General features: G+C 70.1%; 15 protein-coding genes. 7 read left to right on the top strand and 8 right to left on the bottom strand.

Translation table 11 applies throughout. The annotated features are described in order from the left end of the window. Window positions 1-33 precede the first annotated feature (33 nt). Together ACH34T_RS26755 and ACH34T_RS26750 are read right to left on the bottom strand one after the other, a co-directional pair. On the bottom strand, window positions 34-969 hold the full coding sequence (locus ACH34T_RS26755; RefSeq protein WP_396023666.1) for a terpene synthase family protein: 936 nt from the start codon (window positions 967-969) through the stop codon (window positions 34-36). Further along, window positions 966-2,351 (bottom strand): cytochrome P450, encoded by a 1,386-nt coding sequence (locus ACH34T_RS26750; RefSeq protein ID WP_396023665.1) that lies wholly within the window; start codon window positions 2,349-2,351, stop codon window positions 966-968. The genes ACH34T_RS26755 and ACH34T_RS26750 overlap by 4 nt, the downstream gene beginning before the upstream one ends. 358 nt (window positions 2,352-2,709) lie before the next feature. Between ACH34T_RS26750 and ACH34T_RS26745 the strand changes: the two genes are divergently transcribed. After that, window positions 2,710-3,882: a cytochrome P450 gene (locus ACH34T_RS26745; RefSeq protein WP_396023664.1), complete on the top strand. Its 1,173-nt coding sequence runs from the start codon at window positions 2,710-2,712 to the stop codon at window positions 3,880-3,882. Between the two features lie 28 nt (window positions 3,883-3,910). Here ACH34T_RS26745 and rarD read toward each other — a convergent pair whose 3' ends face one another. Beyond that, the gene (gene rarD / locus ACH34T_RS26740; RefSeq protein ID WP_396023663.1) at window positions 3,911-4,795 is read right to left on the bottom strand and encodes an EamA family transporter RarD; all 885 of its coding nucleotides are present in this window, start codon (window positions 4,793-4,795) and stop codon (window positions 3,911-3,913) included. Between the two features lie 94 nt (window positions 4,796-4,889). Here rarD and msrA point away from each other — a divergent pair, with 94 nt between their 5' ends. Beyond that, window positions 4,890-5,546 carry a peptide-methionine (S)-S-oxide reductase MsrA gene (gene msrA, locus ACH34T_RS26735; RefSeq protein WP_396023662.1) on the top strand — a complete coding sequence of 219 codons (657 nt, stop codon included), beginning with the start codon at window positions 4,890-4,892 and terminating at the stop codon, window positions 5,544-5,546. Between the two features lie 20 nt (window positions 5,547-5,566). On the opposite strand, the gene ACH34T_RS26730 is transcribed toward msrA, so the two are convergent. After that, window positions 5,567-5,695, bottom strand: a complete 129-nt coding sequence (locus ACH34T_RS26730) for a hypothetical protein (protein WP_396023661.1) — start codon at window positions 5,693-5,695, stop codon at window positions 5,567-5,569. A gap of 107 nt (window positions 5,696-5,802) precedes the next feature. Here ACH34T_RS26730 and ACH34T_RS26725 point away from each other — a divergent pair, with 107 nt between their 5' ends. From ACH34T_RS26725 to ACH34T_RS26710, 4 genes are all read left to right on the top strand, one after another. Further along, window positions 5,803-6,432, top strand: a complete 630-nt coding sequence (locus tag ACH34T_RS26725; protein WP_396023660.1) for a hypothetical protein — start codon at window positions 5,803-5,805, stop codon at window positions 6,430-6,432. A gap of 389 nt (window positions 6,433-6,821) precedes the next feature. Further along, window positions 6,822-7,205, top strand: coding sequence for a thioesterase family protein (locus tag ACH34T_RS26720; RefSeq protein ID WP_396023659.1), 384 nt, complete (start codon window positions 6,822-6,824; stop codon window positions 7,203-7,205). A 134-nt stretch (window positions 7,206-7,339) separates the two neighbouring features. Then, the gene (locus tag ACH34T_RS26715; RefSeq protein ID WP_396023658.1) at window positions 7,340-7,843 is read left to right on the top strand and encodes a DUF4145 domain-containing protein; all 504 of its coding nucleotides are present in this window, start codon (window positions 7,340-7,342) and stop codon (window positions 7,841-7,843) included. Window positions 7,844-7,871: 28 nt separating this feature from the next. Next, window positions 7,872-8,645, top strand: coding sequence for a methylenetetrahydrofolate reductase (locus ACH34T_RS26710; protein WP_396023657.1), 774 nt, complete (start codon window positions 7,872-7,874; stop codon window positions 8,643-8,645). Here ACH34T_RS26710 and ACH34T_RS26705 read toward each other — a convergent pair. Together ACH34T_RS26705 and ACH34T_RS26700 are read right to left on the bottom strand one after the other, a co-directional pair. Continuing rightward, complete coding sequence (locus tag ACH34T_RS26705; protein WP_396023656.1) at window positions 8,642-9,253, bottom strand: response regulator; 612 nt, start codon at window positions 9,251-9,253, stop codon at window positions 8,642-8,644. The two genes, ACH34T_RS26710 and ACH34T_RS26705, sit on opposite strands and share 4 nt — an antisense overlap. Continuing rightward, the gene (locus ACH34T_RS26700) at window positions 9,250-10,365 is read right to left on the bottom strand and encodes a sensor histidine kinase (protein WP_396023655.1); all 1,116 of its coding nucleotides are present in this window, start codon (window positions 10,363-10,365) and stop codon (window positions 9,250-9,252) included. Before ACH34T_RS26700 ends, ACH34T_RS26705 begins: the two co-directional genes overlap by 4 nt. Window positions 10,366-10,528: 163 nt before the next feature. Here ACH34T_RS26700 and ACH34T_RS26695 point away from each other — a divergent pair, with 163 nt between their 5' ends. Further along, entirely contained in the window at window positions 10,529-11,833 is a 1,305-nt protein-coding gene (locus ACH34T_RS26695; protein ID WP_396023654.1) for a tannase/feruloyl esterase family alpha/beta hydrolase, read from the top strand. Between the two features lie 422 nt (window positions 11,834-12,255). Here ACH34T_RS26695 and ACH34T_RS26690 read toward each other — a convergent pair whose 3' ends face one another. Then, the gene (locus ACH34T_RS26690; protein WP_396023653.1) at window positions 12,256-13,128 is read right to left on the bottom strand and encodes an ABC transporter permease; all 873 of its coding nucleotides are present in this window, start codon (window positions 13,126-13,128) and stop codon (window positions 12,256-12,258) included. Continuing rightward, entirely contained in the window at window positions 13,125-15,677 is a 2,553-nt protein-coding gene (locus tag ACH34T_RS26685) for an alpha/beta fold hydrolase (protein WP_396023652.1), read from the bottom strand. The genes ACH34T_RS26690 and ACH34T_RS26685 overlap by 4 nt, the downstream gene beginning before the upstream one ends. Window positions 15,678-15,691: the final 14 nt, after the last annotated feature.

Raw genomic sequence — 15,691 nt, 5'->3', positions numbered from 1 at the left:
CGGCGGCTCTCAACACAGTGCAGTCGCCAATGCTCACAACGTTCCCCAGAAATCGGTCACTCCGTAGAAGCCCGCGCAGAAGTCCATCTGCCGTTCCATGTACTCCGCCGCCTCCGGAGCGCTCTCCGCGGCGTGCCGGAGCAGCACGCGGGCTTCGCCTGTCAGTTCCCCGATTCGTTCCTCGACCTGGGCGCGCGTCCGGTCCAGCAGGAGACCGTTCAGATCGCCCCACTGGACGTCACGGTCATGTGTGCCGAGGTCGTTGAGCAGCCGTATCACCCGCTGGACGGCCCAGCTCGCCTCCCGCACCGCGGGAACGCTCCCCCCGCCGCCGGACGCGATCCAATGCGAGGCGAACACGAACGAGAACCCCAGGTTGTCGGCGTTCGCCAGGTACTCCTCGAAGGTGGGGCCGGGCCGGTTCTCCGCTCTCCGGGACGTCCAGTCCCACTCGCGCGCCATCGCGTCCAGGACGCGTTCGAGCTCGTCCCGCCAGACGTCCCGGAGCGCGGGGTAGGCGGGCTGGGCGGACAGCTCACCGAGGATGTCGGCGAGGAACCCGGTCAGCTCCTCCTCGGCGGGCGTGCCCTGCTCGGGGACCCCGCCGTCGGCGACCGTGGCGCATCTCCGCACGATCCGCGTCACCTCCGCGCGGGACGAAGCGGCGTAGTCGATGAGCCAGTCGAGCCCGAAGCACCAGAGGCAGACGCGGTTGGCCATCCGCAGCCCGTCCGCCGTGAGCCCGGAGCCGCTGAACGCCGAGGCGAGCGCGAGGGTGCTGAACAGCGCCGGGTCGAACGCCTTGGCGTCGTACAACGCGGGATGGTCCGCGGCCCAGGCGCGCATCTGGCGTTGTGCCTGGCCGGCGACGGCGCAGATCTTCCCGGAATTCAGCGCGTCCAGGTCGCGCGCACGTGGGGTCCGGCCGTCCGGGAGGGGGCGCTCCCGGACGCCATCGGTCGGAGTCAAGACCGCTTTCTGCAGGTCGGCGTGCGGTTCGGAACCAGCCGCAGCTCCAGGTCGTGTTCCGGCCTGAGGGTCGGGCCGATCCTGGGGCGGGACGGGGTGTCGTGCAGCGGCTCGGGACGGAACCGGCCGAGCATGGCCGCGATGATCAGCTGCGCCTCGACATGGAAGACGTTCATGCCGATGCACTGGTGCGGGCCCCCGCCGAACGGGAAGTAGGCGTAGCGGTGCCGGTGGCCGGTGCGCTCGGGCGCGAACCGGCCGGGATCGAACTCGGCGGGACGGTCCCATACCGAGTCGAGCCGATGGGTCAGGTACGGGCTGAGGATGAGCGCCTGCCCTGCCTTGACGGTCACTCCGCGGAGACTCGCCGTCCGCACCGCCATGCGAGGGAACAGCCAGCCGACCGGGTACAGCCGCAGCAGTTCGCTGACGACCTGCTTGGTGTAGACGAGGTCCTGGAGGTGGTGGGGGGCGACGCGGCCGTCCCCGACCACGCGGTCGATCTCGTCGCGGAGCCGGGCCGCGACCTCGGGATGGTCGGAGATGAGCGGCCACAGCCAGCTCAGCGCGGTCGCCGTGGTCTCGGTGCCGGTGGCGAACATGGCGACGAGATTGTCGCGGATCCAGCGGTCGCCGAGGTCGCTGCCCTCCGCCGTCCGCGCCCGGCAGAGCGCGGTGAAGATGTCGTGGCCTTCGCCTGGGTCGTCCCGGTACAGGTCGACCAGTTCGTACATCACGTCGTCCATGACGCGGACGGCCTCGCGGTAGGCGCGGTCGCCCGGCATGGGGACGGAATCGGGCACGAACGGCAGCAGGAACCGGAACGCCAGATGGGTGGCGATGGCCTCGAAGGCCGGACCGAGGCGCTCGATCTGCGGCGGCAGGATCTTCTCGCCGAAGAACACCCTGATCACGGTCTGGTTGACGATGCGGGCCATCTCCGCCCCGGCGGCCACCGGGCGGCCGTCCCGTGCGGCGGGGACGAGCTCGTCCATGGCCTCGTTGATCGTGTCGGCCAGCCGTCCGGTGAGCGCGGAGATGTTCTTGGCGGTGAAGACAGGCATCAGCACCCGGCGGCTCTTCGCCCAGAGTTCACCTTCGCCGAGGATGCTGTCGCCCATGAGTCCGTGGAGGGGCCGCCAGAAGACGCCGTCGCGAACGTAGTTGTCGGACTCGTCTTTCAGGACGGTCTGGACGTCGTCGGGGTGGGTCACCACGTAGGGTTTCGACCCGCCGAGGTCCAGCCGGAGGACTGCTCCGTTCGCGGTGCGGCCGATTCGCTCGATCTCCCTGAGCGGGTCCCGGAGGAAGCCTGGGAGGGTTCGGTAGAGGGGGAAGTTCTTGGGCTTGCGGGAGCGGGTCGTGGTTGCGGTGACGGACATCGCGGTTGCCCCTCGAAGTGACCGCCCGGGGAAGGGACGGCGCTTGACGATCGCTCGGTGATCCCCGCGGTCCTTTCCTCCGCGCCAATTAGGATCCGGCTCGCAGGTGGGTATTAAGTTGCCGAAAACGGTTAAAACCTGTGGAAGTATTACATGCCGGGTTAGGGTGGGCAAGGCCTGGTTGGTCCGGTCGAGCGCACCTACGGGTGATACATCTGACCCTGTCGCATCTATTGCTATTCGTCAGCGTAAGTGCAACGAAGTACGCGAATGAGGCGTTCAGGGCACTTCTCGGCCATCTTCGCGAGTCCTACCATCTGGCCTGTCCGTGGGATGAAACCTTCCTGGTGGGATGGCCATGACTGCTGAGACGACAGGCGAGGACGTGCTCCGGATGGAGCGGCTGCCGATGGCGGACGACCGCGGGGAGGGATACGCCGTCATGCGCGCCGCGGGACCCGTGACGCGGTCCGACGCCGGATACCTCGTCACCACCCGCGATCTGGCCGAGCACGTGTTCAAGAATCCCGGGACGTACTCGTCCCGGCGGGCCTTCGACACGCTCGGCAGCCCGGTGCCGCTCGTCCCGATCGCCTTCGACCCGCCGGACCACACCCGGTACCGCCGCCTCCTCCAGCCGTTCTTCACCCCGCGGGCCGCGGCCGCGGTCGAGCAGGCCGTCCGCGGCCAGGTCAGGGCGATCATCGACGCCATCGCCGAGCGGGACTCCTGTGACATGGTCACCGACCTGGCCCGTCCCGTCCCGGCCAAGGTGTTCCTCGACCTGTTCGGGCTCCCCCAGGACGACCTCGACCGCCTCCTCGCCTGGCGCGAAGTGATCATCAAGCTGGCGGACCTGTCCGGCTCGGGGGAGCCGCCGCCCGAGGCGATGCGGTCGGCCGCCGAACTGTTCGCCTATGTCAGCGCCCACGTCACCGAATGCCGGGCGGGCCGCGCCCAGGGGCTGCTGCGGGACCTGTTCGACGAACCCGGGGACGAGCCGTTCACCGACCAGGAGGCCATCGGGCTCTGCTTCTTCTTCGTGCTGGCCGGGGTCGACTCGGTGACCAACGCCCTCAGCCTGATGTTCGCCAAGCTGGCCGCCCGTCCCGCGCTACGCCGGGAGATCGCGGCGGACCCGGCCCTGATCCCGTCCGCCATCGAGGAGATGCTGCGGATCGACCCGGCCAACGCCGTCGTCCCGCGCGTGACGACGCGTGCCGTCGACCTCGCCGGCGTGCACATCCCCGCCGGCGCGGCGGTCGCGGTCGCCATCGGCGCGGCCAACCGCGACCCGGCCGACCTGGACGACCCGGACGCGTTCGACCCGCGCCGCGAATACAACAACCTGACCTGGGGAAGCGGCCCGCACCGCTGCCTCGGCATCCACCTCGCACGGACGGAACTGCGGATCGTGCTCGAAGAATGGCACCGCCGGATTCCGGAGTACGAGCTGGCCCCCGGCGCTCGCCCCCAGGTCGAATGGCCCACGGGCGTCCTCGGCGTCCCGAGCGTGCCGGTGGTCTTCTGACCGCGCTCGCTGGTCGCCGTCCCGGGTGCTAGGCGGTCTCGGGGAGCGCTTCGCGGCGGGCGGCGTTCAGCCCGTCCCACGTCAGCATCACCAGCGCGAACCACACCAGCAGAAAGCCCGCCCAGCGGCTCGGCGGCATCTCCTCGTGCTGGACGAACACCCCGATCACGAACTGCAGGACCGGCGCCAGGTACTGCAGCATGCCGATGACGGTCAGCGGCAGCCTGATCGCCGCCGCGTTGAAGAACATCATCGGTACGGCCGTCACGACGCCCGCCCCTACCAGCAGCACGGCCTGCCCCAGGCCGTGGTGGCCGAACGTCCCCTCGCCCTGCCCCTCCAGCATGAGCACGAACCCCAGCGCGGGCAGGAACAGGACGGCCGTCTCGACCGCCAGGCTCTCCGCGGACGGCATGTCGACGAACTTCTTGAGAAGCCCGTACGTCCCGAAGGCGAACGCCAGCACCAGGGCGATCCACGGGGGCCGTCCGTAGTCGACGGTCAGGACGACCACCGCCAGCGTCCCCATCCCGACGGCGCACCACTGCCACGCCCGCAGCCGCTCCTGGAACACGACCACGCCGAACAGCACGCTGATCAGCGGATTGATGAAGTACCCGAGGGCGGCCTCGATCGTCTGCCCGCTGTTGACGGCGTAGATGTAGGTCCCCCAGTTGACGGTGATCACCACCGCCGCCAGCGTCAGCAGCACGCCCTGCCGGACGGTCAGCGTCCTGACCCACCGCAGGCTCCGCCGCGCGGCCAGCACCGCCGCCACCGCCACCAGCGACCACATGATCCGGTGGGCGAGGATCTCGACCGACCCGGCCGGCTTCAGCAGCGGCCAGTACAACGGGAACAGCCCCCACAGCGCGTACGCCGCGATCCCGAACGCCACCCCCCGTTTCGCCACGAAGGCAACCTACCAGCCCGTAATCAGCCAAAAGTGTGACGGTCATGACTCCGCCGGAGAGCCCGGCCCGCCGGCGGCGAGCTAACCTGAAGGCATGTTCGGCTTCGCGAAGACCCAGACGGTCACCCCGGAGAAGGCGCTCCCCGGCAGGGACGAGCCCATCCCGGTACCGCCGCGTCACGAGGTCCTCAACGCCCCGCTGGCCCCGCCCTTCCCGGACGGCGCCGAGATCGCCGAGTTCGCCCTCGGCTGCTTCTGGGGCGCCGAACGCCGGTTCTGGCAGACGCCCGGCGTCCTCTCCACCGCCGCCGGCTACGAGGGCGGCCACACCCCGAACCCCACCTACGAAGAGGTCTGCAGCGGCCGGACCGGCCACGCCGAAGCCGTCCGCGTCGTCTACGACCCCGCCAAGATCACCTACGGCGACCTGCTCCGCGTCTTCTGGGAGTCCCACGACCCGACCCAGGGCATGCGCCAGGGCAACGACGTCGGCACCCAGTACCGCTCGGCCGTCTTCTACCGCACCGACGACCAGCGAAAGGCCGCCGAAGCCTCCCGGGACGCCTACCAGCCCGTTCTCACCAAGGCCGGCCACGGCCCCATCACCACCGAGATCACCCCCGCCACCGACTTCTACTACGCCGAGGACTACCACCAGCAGTACCTGGCCGACACCAAGAACCCCAACGGCTACTGCGGCCTGGGCGGCACCGGCCTGACCTGCCCCGTCGGCGTCGCCCAGACTGAATAGCCGCTGAGCCGGAACGGCCGTCAAGCCACGCGCGCGTCGAGAACTTCACGCACCTCAGGGATATCCCGGAACGGCTCCAACTTGGTGAGGACGATGCGGCCTCGCTGGGCCGCGCGGTCGCTGGCGAAGTCGGCCGTGAGGTCGAGCATCCGCCGCGTGGTCCTGGCGGTGGCCGGAGGCTGAACGCGGAGGCCGACCGCCCGCCCCGATGATCTGCCCGGGACCGGTCTCGGGCGGCCACACCTACGGTCGCCCTATGCTGACGATCCTGCGTTCGTGGCTGGGCATTACCACCGGCACGCTGCTCGCAGCGTTGACCATGGCGGCGTGCGGCGGCTCTTCCCCCGCGCAGCACGCCCCGAGTACCACACCGCCAACCTCCACTGCGCCGACGGCGACGACCACCAGCACCATCACAGATGAAGCCGACGCGGCGGCGAGACAGTGGCTGCAGCAGTTCTGCTCCAGTCCGGCCGCGAACGCGGCGGCTTACATCGGCTACTTCAAGGAGGCCGTCGAGCAAGAAAAGCCACGCGTTGGTGATCTGAAGGCGAGTAAGGAGCAGGTGCTCAGCACGGCCGGCGGGTTCAAGGGCGAAATGGCCAACAGTGCCAAGCAGCTCGCCGTGACCATACCGCCCAAGGCCGCCGATGCCGCCGGCGCCCACCGCTACCTGCTGGGCGTCTACCGCCGGCTCAACCAAGATCTTTCGTCGGTGGAGAAGCGGTTGCGCGCGATCCCGACGACGAACGTTCGCCGGTTCATGGCGGCCTTCACCCCGGCGACCACCGACCTGATAGCGGCGATCAAGCGGAGTCGGCAGGGGATCCAGTCAAACCCCATACTCGGACCGGCGTTGAACACGATGGACTGCTTCGGCAATTGACGTCCTGCTCCACTCCTCGTCCACCGGCGGCGATTTGGCGGCTGGCCCGCTTGCTCAGGCAAGCGCCGTCGCGGCCCAGTTCGACATAACGTCCCATCCCGAGCACCGCCAGGACAGTAACTGCGTTGGGCGGCGCAGCCCCCTGGTTCGAGCCCGCTCAAGCGACTTCTGGCCCATCGCCGAACCTGGTTCTGAAATTCCCTCGCAGGGGCGATGAGGACAACATCGTCGCGAAGCGCGGTGCTCTGTCCATGATGTTGCTTGCGACCCCTTGTAGGGGGATGAGGACGTGTCGTGACGCTGGTGCGCATCTACCTGGAGCGAAAGAAATCCCCGACTCCACCCACTGGGTGACCCCCGGTCGTCGGGCGGCTTGGGAGGATGGGGCGATGGAATTGCGTGCGGGGTTGCGTGCAGAAAAGTCCGTTGTCGTTGAGCAGGGCGACACTGCCATTCGACTGGGGAGCGGGGATGTGCCAGTCCTGGGGACGCCCCGGTTGCTCGCGCTTGCGGAAGAGGCGACGGTCGCGGCGATCGCGCCGTACCTGGACGAACGTCGAACCTCGGTCGGGACGCGCGTGGACCTGGAGCATCGGGCGGCCAGCCCCGTGGGCATGCGCGTCACGGTCGAAGCGGAATTGCTGGAGGTCGAGGGGGCGCGGCTCGTGTTCGCTTGTACGGCCACCGACGGGCGCGGCACGGTAGTGGGCAGCGGACGCATCGAGCGCATCATCGTCGACCGGGAAAGGTTCCTCGCACGCCTTCCCTCCTGATTCGACCTGACCCGAACGACCGTTTGGTCGCAACCTCTAATGCGCGAATTGGGCTGGAGCGGGCCGGGTGGTCGGCATGACTTTTTGGTTGTTCAGATGCGGAGGATCACTTGTTCGGGTGAGAATCTGCTGCCATGGAAGCTCTGGCTTATGTTGCGGTGGGCGCGGCGCTGGCCGTCCTCGCGCGTTGGGCGTGGCTGCGGGCGTCTCCTTCGCGAAGAGCGCTGAATAGGACATTGAGGCAGAAACTGGTGCCTCAGAACCTGCTCCGCGAACTGGCGGACGCACGGACCTGTTATAACGCGAAAGCGTTCACGGCGACCGTCGTCATGGTGCGTCGAACGCTGGAGGCGGTTTGCGCCGACGAAGGCTTCACCGGCAGGAATCTCAGCGAGTCACTGAAGAAGATGGAGCAGGCCGGTCGGCTGGACCCCATGTTCTGCAAGTGGGCACACGACCTGCGGGTCCTGGGCAACGAAGGCGCCCACTTCACCGGAAAGCCCGTCGACCGGGTCGATGCCTCGGACGCGCTCGAATTGGCGCGGGCGATGCTGGAGTACCAGTATGTGCTGGCGGCCCAGTACCGGAAGTTCGCCGAACGTCGAAGCAAAGGCCTTGGCGATCAAGCCGTCACCTGATGGAACGGACGGAAGGTAGGGTCGGGGAATGGGGTTCGAGGTTGTTTGCGAGGTGGAGCCGCCCACGCGGCCGGATCTGACAAGGGTGCGGCATCAGATCGGGGTGCTGAGTCCTGTCGCGGATTCGTTTCTGATTCCGGACAACCATATTGGACGTGCCACCGTGTCCAGTGTGGCCGTCGCCCATGAAGTCCAGGCGATGGGCGCGCGGGGCATCGCCTGCTTGAACTCGCGTGACCGCAACCTGCTGGGTTTCCGCCGGGATCTGCTGACGGCGGCCGCTTATGGAGTGGAGCGGTTCCTTTTCGTTTACGGGGACAAGCCTTCCGCGGGCGGGCGGACGAGTGAGCTGACCGTCCGGGCGATGATGGAGGAGACGCGGGCGGCCGGGGAGGACGCGGTGTTCGCGGGGTGCGGGCCGTTCCAGGTCGGGGTGGCGTCCGGTCTGCGGAGGGTTCCGGCGTGGAAGCAGGACGCGGATTTCATGTTCGTCCAGGTCAGCTATTCGATGGAGAATCTGCTGCGGTGGCGGGAGAGCGTCGAGGTGGCGGGTCCTGTTTATGCGGGTGTGATGGTCCTGGCCAGTGCGGGAATGGCGCGGCGGCTGGCGGCGTCCATTCCGGATATCGATATTCCGGGTGAGCTCGTCGAGGCCGTTGAGGGGGATCGGTCGGCGGGGGTCGCGGCGGCCTGCGAGCAGGTTCTGGCCGTCCGGGACAGCGGGGCGTTCGACGGGGTGCATCTGGTGCCGGTCAGCCGGTATCGGGAGGTCGCGGCCGTACTTGAGCGTGAATTGGCTTAGATGAGGTTCTGGTCGCGGGCGTAGAGGGCGGCCTGGGTGCGGTCGCGCAGGCCGAGGCGTTGCAGGATGCGGGAGATGTGGTTCTTGACCGTGCCCTCGCTGAGGTAGAGGCGCGCGGCGATCTCCTTGTTGGTGGCGCCCGCGGCGATCAGGCGCAGCACGTCGGTCTCGCGCGGGGTGAGCAGCCCCGGGTCGGGGAGGGCGGCGGCGAGGCGGCGGGCGATCGTCGAGTCGAGCTGGGCGACGCCGGAGCGGGCCAGCCGGACGGCGGCGGCGAGTTCGGCCGCCGGGAGGTTCTTGAGGAGGTACCCGGACGCACCGGCGCGCATGGCCTGCACGACGTACTCGTCGTCGTCGAACGTGGTGAGCATCACGACCTTGCAGGACGGGTGGCGGGCGAGGACCTCGGCGGTGGCGGTGACGCCGTCCATGCCGGGCATGCGGACGTCCATCAGGACGACGTCGGCGGACGCGGAGGCCTCGACGGCCGCGGCCCCGTCGGCGGCGGTGCCGATCACCTCGATGCCGGGCTGGATGCCGAGCAGCGACGCGATCCCTTCGCGGACGAGTTCCTGGTCGTCGACGACTAGGACACGGACGGGGTTCACCACGGCACCCTGACCGAGACCGTGGTGCCGCCGGGCCCGCTCGCCAGGTCGAGGCGGCCGCCGAGGAGCGCGATGCGTTCGCGCATACCGCGCAGCCCGAACCCGCCATGGGAGTCGATGACCTCATGGGCTTTTTGGAGGGGGAAGCCGTGGCCGTCGTCGGTGACGGTCAGGCTCGCGCCAGTGTTCTCGTAGGCGAGGGACAGGCGGACGGTGGCGGCGCCCGAGTGGCGGCAGGCGTTGGTCAGGGCCTCTTGGGCGGCGCGGTAGAGCGCGGTGAGCGACGTCAGCGGACGGCCTTCCTCGTCGCCGGTCACGTCGAGGCTGATGGTCAGGCGGTCGCCGCCGAGGTGGTCGATCAGGTCGGTCAGGGCGTCGGTGAGCCGGAACGGGCGCTGTCCCAGCGCGCGCACCGACTGCCGGACCTCGGTCAGCGCCCGGTCCGCCGACCAGCGGGCGTTGCCGACGGCCTCGCGGGCGCCGGACGGGTCGAGCTCGGCGAACGCGTCCGCCTTCTCCAGCTGGACGGCGATCGCGGTGAGATGGTGCCCGAGGCTGTCGTGGATATCGCGGGCGAGCCGGTTGCGCTCCTGCGCCGCGGACAGCGCCTCGACCTCGTGCATGATCCCTTCCAGCCGGACGCGGGCCTCCCGCTCGCGGACGGCGACCGCCGCCATCGCGAGCGCGAGGACGATGCCGAGCGCGAACATCACGACGTCCGAGACGTGCTCCGCCCGGGTCTGCCAGCCCGGGACGCGGACGGTGAACAGCACCGGGAGCACCGCGACGCAGCCCGTCCCGAGGACGATCGCGGTGCGGCGTCCGAACGTGAAGTAGGCGGTGAACGGGACGAGCACAAAGAGGGCCCGCGCGATGCCGGAGTCGTCGAGCGCGTTGACGGCGACGTAGAGCCCGGTGCGGGCGAGGAGGAGGACGGCCGCCGGGATGCGACGCTCCGCGGCGTCGATTCCGATCAGGAGGAGCAGGAGCGCGGCGAAGGCCGCGACCTGGAATGACGGGCCGGCGTCCACCAGCGCGTAGTACGCGCCTCCGGCCAGGACCGCGAGGCAGAGAAGGGGCGACACCCAGGGGACCGGGCGCGTCGAGGGCATGGGACGGAGAGTACGTGGGCGCGGACGCCCCCGGCCAGCGGCGGGACGGAATCTGGCCGAAGGTCATGTGCCGTTCGGCCGGGCGGGTCCGGCTGTTTCGCACTTATCCGTGAATGGCGGCGCTCATTACGGTGCGTGATATCCCTCACGGAAGGTGTTCGACATGTTGCGTGCTCTGGCGTTCGTTCCCGTCCTGCTGGCTTCGATGGCCGTCCCCGCTGGGGCGGCCGCGGCGGGCGGTGCGCCCGATCCGGGATGCGGTGAACGGAAACTGCGGGTTCCAGGCGCCGAGCGGTCCGTCGCGGGGTGCCTTTCCGATCTCACGACGGCGGGGACGGTTCCGGGCGGGCATACCGATCCGGACGACTGGGCGGGCCTGGACGCGCCCGGGACGGTCAACCCGTCCGGCGTTCCCGGAATTCAGATCGACGGTTATTTTCCTGACTCGTCCAAGACGAACTCCAACCACGGGTGGAATCACGACTCGCAGTTCGTCATCCGGCTGCCGCACCGCTGGAACGGCGGGCTGGTCGTCAGCGGACCGCCCGGCGTCCGGGAGCAGTACGCGAACGACCGCATCATCGGCGATCACGTCCTGGCCAGGGGATACGCGTTCGCGGCGACGGACAAGGGCAACACGGGCCCGACCATCTACACGGACGGCCGCCGACCGGGCGACGCCATTCAGGAATGGCACCTGCGGATGGCCCAGCTGACGTCGGCGGCCAAGCGGGTCGCCGCGCAGAAGTACGGTCGCGCGCCGCGGTACACGTACGCGGCGGGGCTGTCGGCCGGTGGATATCTCGTCCGCGGGCAGCTCGAACGGTTCCCCGGGCTTTACACCGGCGGGGTCGACTGGAACGCGCTGGTTTTCACGGCCAAGGGGCCGAGCCTGCTCACGACGCTGCCTCCGGCGCTGCGCGCCTATCCGCGGTACGTCGCGGGGAAACCCGGAGCGCATGAGGAGATGCTCGCCGCCGGATATCCGGCCGGTTCGGAGCCGCTCTGGGGCTATCACCACAAGAACCTTTGGGACCTCTTCCAGCGGATCATCCGGGAGGAACTCGACCCGTCCTATGACGGCGACCGGGAGGCCGGGACGCCGTTCTGCGCGGAGGGGACGGGCGCGGGATGCGACACCGATTACGTCTACGGTTCCCGTCCGCGCCAGGTGCACGCGGCGGTCCGGCGCGTGTCGTTGACGGGGCGGATTCAGCGTCCGCTCATCAGCGTTCAGGGCACGCTGGACGTGCTCACGCCGATCAGCAAGAACGGCGACGTGTACGCGGAGATGGTCAGGAAGGCCGGACGGGGAAATCTGCATCGCTACCACCGCGTGCCCGGCGGCACCCACACCGATGGGTTGAGCGGCGCGTTTCCCACGCTCGTCCGGCCGATGCAGTCCGACTTCCTGACGGCATTCGACCGCCTGGCCGCCTGGACACAACGAGGCGTCCACCCAGAGTGAGACGTGCGGACGGAGTGAGGCGTCGGTCGGGGAGGCGTGCGGATGGGGGAGGCGTCCGCCCGGAGTGAGCGGCGGGTCAGGAGAGGGGTGTGAACGGCGCAGGGCCTTCCCGGTGGCGGGAAGGCCCTGCGGGGAAAGCGGTCAGTACGGCAGGAGGCGGCCCGATGGGGTCCGCAGGTCGGGCGGGCTCGGTTGACGTGGGGGCCTGGGGCGCTTGATGAGCTGCTGCCGTGCCATGTTGATCATCTCCCCCCGCCGGGCGTGATCTAACCCGGCGATCGAGCCGATGTCGCGCTGCTCTAGGTAGGACGCGCTCACCCTGCGCGAGGTTCGCCGAGCTTATGCGACAACCTCTGCCGGTTCGACCGATTTTCGCGCCGCGACCGTCGCGGTGCGTGTCCGTACGGCCGTCTTTCCGCCGGTCAGGACACGATGTCGCGGGCACGGAAGCGGCGGAAGGCGAACGCGAACAAAATGACGGCGTAGGCGATCGAGACGGCCGCGCCCTTGGCCATGCCCGTCCATGGGATCTCGGGCTGGAGGGCGTCCATCCACGCGTACATCCAGTGGGTCGGGAGGAAGTCGCGCCAGGAGCCGAGCGCGGTGACGGCGTCCAGGATGTTGCTGACGATGACGAGCCCGACCGCGCCGCCGACGGCCCCGAGCGGCGAGTCGGTGGTGACCGAGAGCAGGAACGCCAGGGCCGCGACGACGAGCTGCGACACGAGGGCGTAGCCGATGATGATCGCCATCCGGCCGAGCGCGGTGGGCACCGGGACGGTGCCGCCGGTCGGGAGCTCGACGTCGCCCCAGCCGAACGCGACCGTCCCCGCGGCCAGCGACATCAGCGGCAGGCTGACGACGGCGACGACCGCGTAGGACAGCGCGACGATCAGCTTCTGGCGCAGGAGGCGGCCGCGCGGCACGGGCGCGGCCAGGAGGTAGCGCAGCGACGACCAGCCCGCCTCGCTCGCGACCGTGTCGCCGCAGAACAGGGCCACCGCGACGACCAGCAGGAACCCGGTCGAGACGAACAGCGCGAACAGGGCGAAGTTCAGGGCGCTGGACGTCGCGACGTCGACCAGGCTCGGCACGCCGTCCGGGCCCGGGTCGCCGCCGACCTTGAACGCGACGACCAGCACCCACGGCAGGACGAGCAGGATCCCGAACGCGACCAGCGTCCGGCGGCGGCGGAACTGGCGGACCGCCTCGACCCGCAGCGGAAGCGTCCGCCGGACGTCGTACGCGGTCGCCTCCGTGTTCACTGTCGCGGGCGTGGTCTCGGGCGCGGTCATGGGGTCTCTCCGATGATCTCCAGGAAGGCGTCCTCCAGGCGGCGGCCGGAGCCGGTGATCTCGGCGACGGGGCCCGCGGCGACGCGCCGCCCGCCCGCCATGACGACCGCGTGCGTGCAGGTCTGCTCGACCTCGGCGAGCAGGTGGCTGGAGACGATGACCGTCCGCCCGGCGGCGGCGTACCGGACGAGCACCTCCCGCATCTCGCGGATTTGCGGCGGGTCGAGGCCGTTGGTCGGCTCGTCCAGGACGAGGAGGTCCGGGAGCCCGAGCATGGCCTGCGCGATGGCGAGGCGCTGCCGCATGCCCTGCGAGTACGTCCGGACGGGACGGTCCAGCGCGGAACCCAGGTCGGCTATCTGCAGCGCTTCGTCCAGGTGGGCTTCGTCCAGGGGACGGCCGGTGGCGCGCCAGTAGAGGTCAAGGTTGTCGCGCCCGGAGAGATGCGGAAGGAAACCAGGCCCCTCGACGAACGAACCCAGCCTGGACAGGACGGGAGCACCGGGATAGACGCGGTGCCCGAAGATGCGCATCTCGCCGGAGTCGGGATGGATGAGGCCCATCAGCATGCGCAGGGTCGTCGTCTTTCCTGCGCCGTTCGGGCCGAGCAGCCCCAGCACCTGACCCTTCTCCACCCGGAACGACAGGTCGGCGACGGCCAGATGCCCGTTCTTGTACGCCTTCGTCAAGCCCGTTATCTCCAGCGGGACGTCGCTGTCCTGCTCGGGGGCGGGGCGACGCCGTCCGGGAACGACGATGAGGAGGGCGAGGGCGGCGGCCGCGAGCGGGAGACCCCAGACCCACGCGGGCACGCCCGTCGGCTCGGTCGTCAGCGACGGAACGGTCGGGACGGCCAGCGGCGACACCGCCCGCACCTTGTACGACGCGGGCTTCGCCGGTGTCGCGAACCCCAGGTCGGTGGTGGCGACGACGAGCCGGATCCTGTGGCCGCGGTCGAAGCGGTAGTCCATCGCCGGAAGGGTGACGGTGACGTCCTGCCCCCGGGACACCCGGAACGGCGCGGCCAGGCGTCGCGCGAGCGTCGCCGTCCCGCTGGGCGCGACGTCGTAGAGCTTCGCGAACAGCGGGCCGTCCGCGTCCACCTTGAGCCGGGCACTGGCCGCGCCCGTCAGCTGGACGGCCTGCTCCAGCGGACGCGTGTCGAACACGGCGAACTGCCCTGGCTGCTCGGCCGGGAACCGCCCGCCGAGAACACCGAGAGCACCGGCCGCTCCTCCCGGGGCCAACGACCCCAGGCCCGGCAACGCGGAGATCGACGCGGGCGACCCGCCCGGCGGGTTGTAGATCGTCTGCTGGCCGCCGCCCAGCGGCAGCTGCACGGGATCGCGAGAAAGGCCCGGATATGTCCGCGTCGCCGCCTCCTCCACGATGACCTCCCGCGTGGACGAGTCGAGCCCGCCCTCCCGCGTCACCGTGAACCCGTCCCCGTGCGAGGCCGTGTCAGACCGCTTCAGGCGCGCGTCGAAGAAGTCGAGCACCAGCCCCTCGATCCGCTCGGTCTCGGGGTCGCCGCCGTCGTGGCCGCCCCGGAACCAGACCACCGACACCGGCGCGCCGTTCCCGGCGATGGCGCGGGCGTTGGCGTCGGCGTGGTCGAGCGGGAACAGCGAGTCGGACTGTCCCTGGACGAGCAGCGTGGGCACCTTGATCCGGTCCGCGACGGAGGACGGGCTCGACCGCCGCAGCGTCTCGATCGCCGACGCCGTGGGACGGCCCCTCTCCGCGACCTCCTGGTACATCGCGCACAGGGACGGCAGGAAGCGTCCGCACGCCGTCCGGCCCGCGTTGCCGGTGAAGAACAGTCCGGCCCACAGCTTCTTGAAGACGCCGCCGGACGGTCCCGCACCGGCGGCGTCCGGGGCGCCCACTGCGTTCGGGGTGCCGACCGCGGTGCCCGCCGCGTTCGGGGTGTCGACCGCGTTCGGGAACAGCGCGTCCGCGAGGCTGTGCCAGGTGATCATCGGCGCGATGGCGTCGACGCGCCGGTCGTACGCGGCGGTCAGCAGCGCGATCGCGCCGCCGTACGACCCGCCCGCCATGCCGAGGCGCGGGTCGCCCGGCCCGTCCAGCCGGACGTCGGGACGCCGGCCCAGCCAGTCGATGAGCTGCCGGGTGTCCTTGACCTCGTAGTCGGGGGAGTTGAGCGCGATCTCGCCGGTCGAGCGCCCGAATCCGCGCGCCGACCAGGTCAGCACCGCGTAACCGGCGCGGGCGAGACGGCGCGCCTCGTCCGCCACGTCCCGCTTGCTGCCGCCGAAGCCGTGCCCGAGCAGGATCGCCGGGACCCGGGCGCGTCCGGACGGCCGGTAGAACGTGGCGTCGAGCGTGACGCGCTGGTCGTCGTCCGGGCCGTCGATCACGGTGATGCGCTGGTCGGAGCCATGGATCCGGGTCCCGCGGCCCGCCGTCGCGCCGAGGCCCCAAGCCGCGCCTCCGGCCGCGAGGGTGATCGCCGTCCCGGCCGCGGCCCAGCGTGCGGCGCGTCCCGTCCTGCCGCACCGCGCGCGGAACCCGCCCCCGACCCTCATGCTGTGCACCCTAT

Source organism: Actinomadura sp. 9N215 (assembly GCF_044326345.1).
Lineage (GTDB): Bacteria > Actinomycetota > Actinomycetes > Streptosporangiales > Streptosporangiaceae > Spirillospora.
The sequence above is the reverse complement of the archived record's forward strand: the minus strand, read 5'-3'. Positions and strand labels throughout refer to the sequence as shown.

Coding starts and splice junctions, on each gene's coding strand:
- ACH34T_RS26750 (WP_396023665.1), bottom strand. CDS start 2,351: ATGTCCGTCACCGCAACCACGACCCGCTCCCGCAAGCCCAAGAACTTC.
- ACH34T_RS26745 (WP_396023664.1), top strand. CDS start 2,710: ATGACTGCTGAGACGACAGGCGAGGACGTGCTCCGGATGGAGCGGCTG.
- msrA (WP_396023662.1), top strand. CDS start 4,890: ATGTTCGGCTTCGCGAAGACCCAGACGGTCACCCCGGAGAAGGCGCTC.
- ACH34T_RS26730 (WP_396023661.1), bottom strand. CDS start 5,695: ATGCTCGACCTCACGGCCGACTTCGCCAGCGACCGCGCGGCCCAGCGA.
- ACH34T_RS26725 (WP_396023660.1), top strand. CDS start 5,803: ATGCTGACGATCCTGCGTTCGTGGCTGGGCATTACCACCGGCACGCTG.
- ACH34T_RS26720 (WP_396023659.1), top strand. CDS start 6,822: ATGGAATTGCGTGCGGGGTTGCGTGCAGAAAAGTCCGTTGTCGTTGAG.
- ACH34T_RS26715 (WP_396023658.1), top strand. CDS start 7,340: ATGGAAGCTCTGGCTTATGTTGCGGTGGGCGCGGCGCTGGCCGTCCTC.
- ACH34T_RS26710 (WP_396023657.1), top strand. CDS start 7,872: ATGGGGTTCGAGGTTGTTTGCGAGGTGGAGCCGCCCACGCGGCCGGAT.
- ACH34T_RS26700 (WP_396023655.1), bottom strand. CDS start 10,365: ATGCCCTCGACGCGCCCGGTCCCCTGGGTGTCGCCCCTTCTCTGCCTC.
- ACH34T_RS26695 (WP_396023654.1), top strand. CDS start 10,529: ATGTTGCGTGCTCTGGCGTTCGTTCCCGTCCTGCTGGCTTCGATGGCC.
- ACH34T_RS26690 (WP_396023653.1), bottom strand. CDS start 13,128: ATGACCGCGCCCGAGACCACGCCCGCGACAGTGAACACGGAGGCGACC.
- ACH34T_RS26685 (WP_396023652.1), bottom strand. CDS start 15,677: ATGAGGGTCGGGGGCGGGTTCCGCGCGCGGTGCGGCAGGACGGGACGC.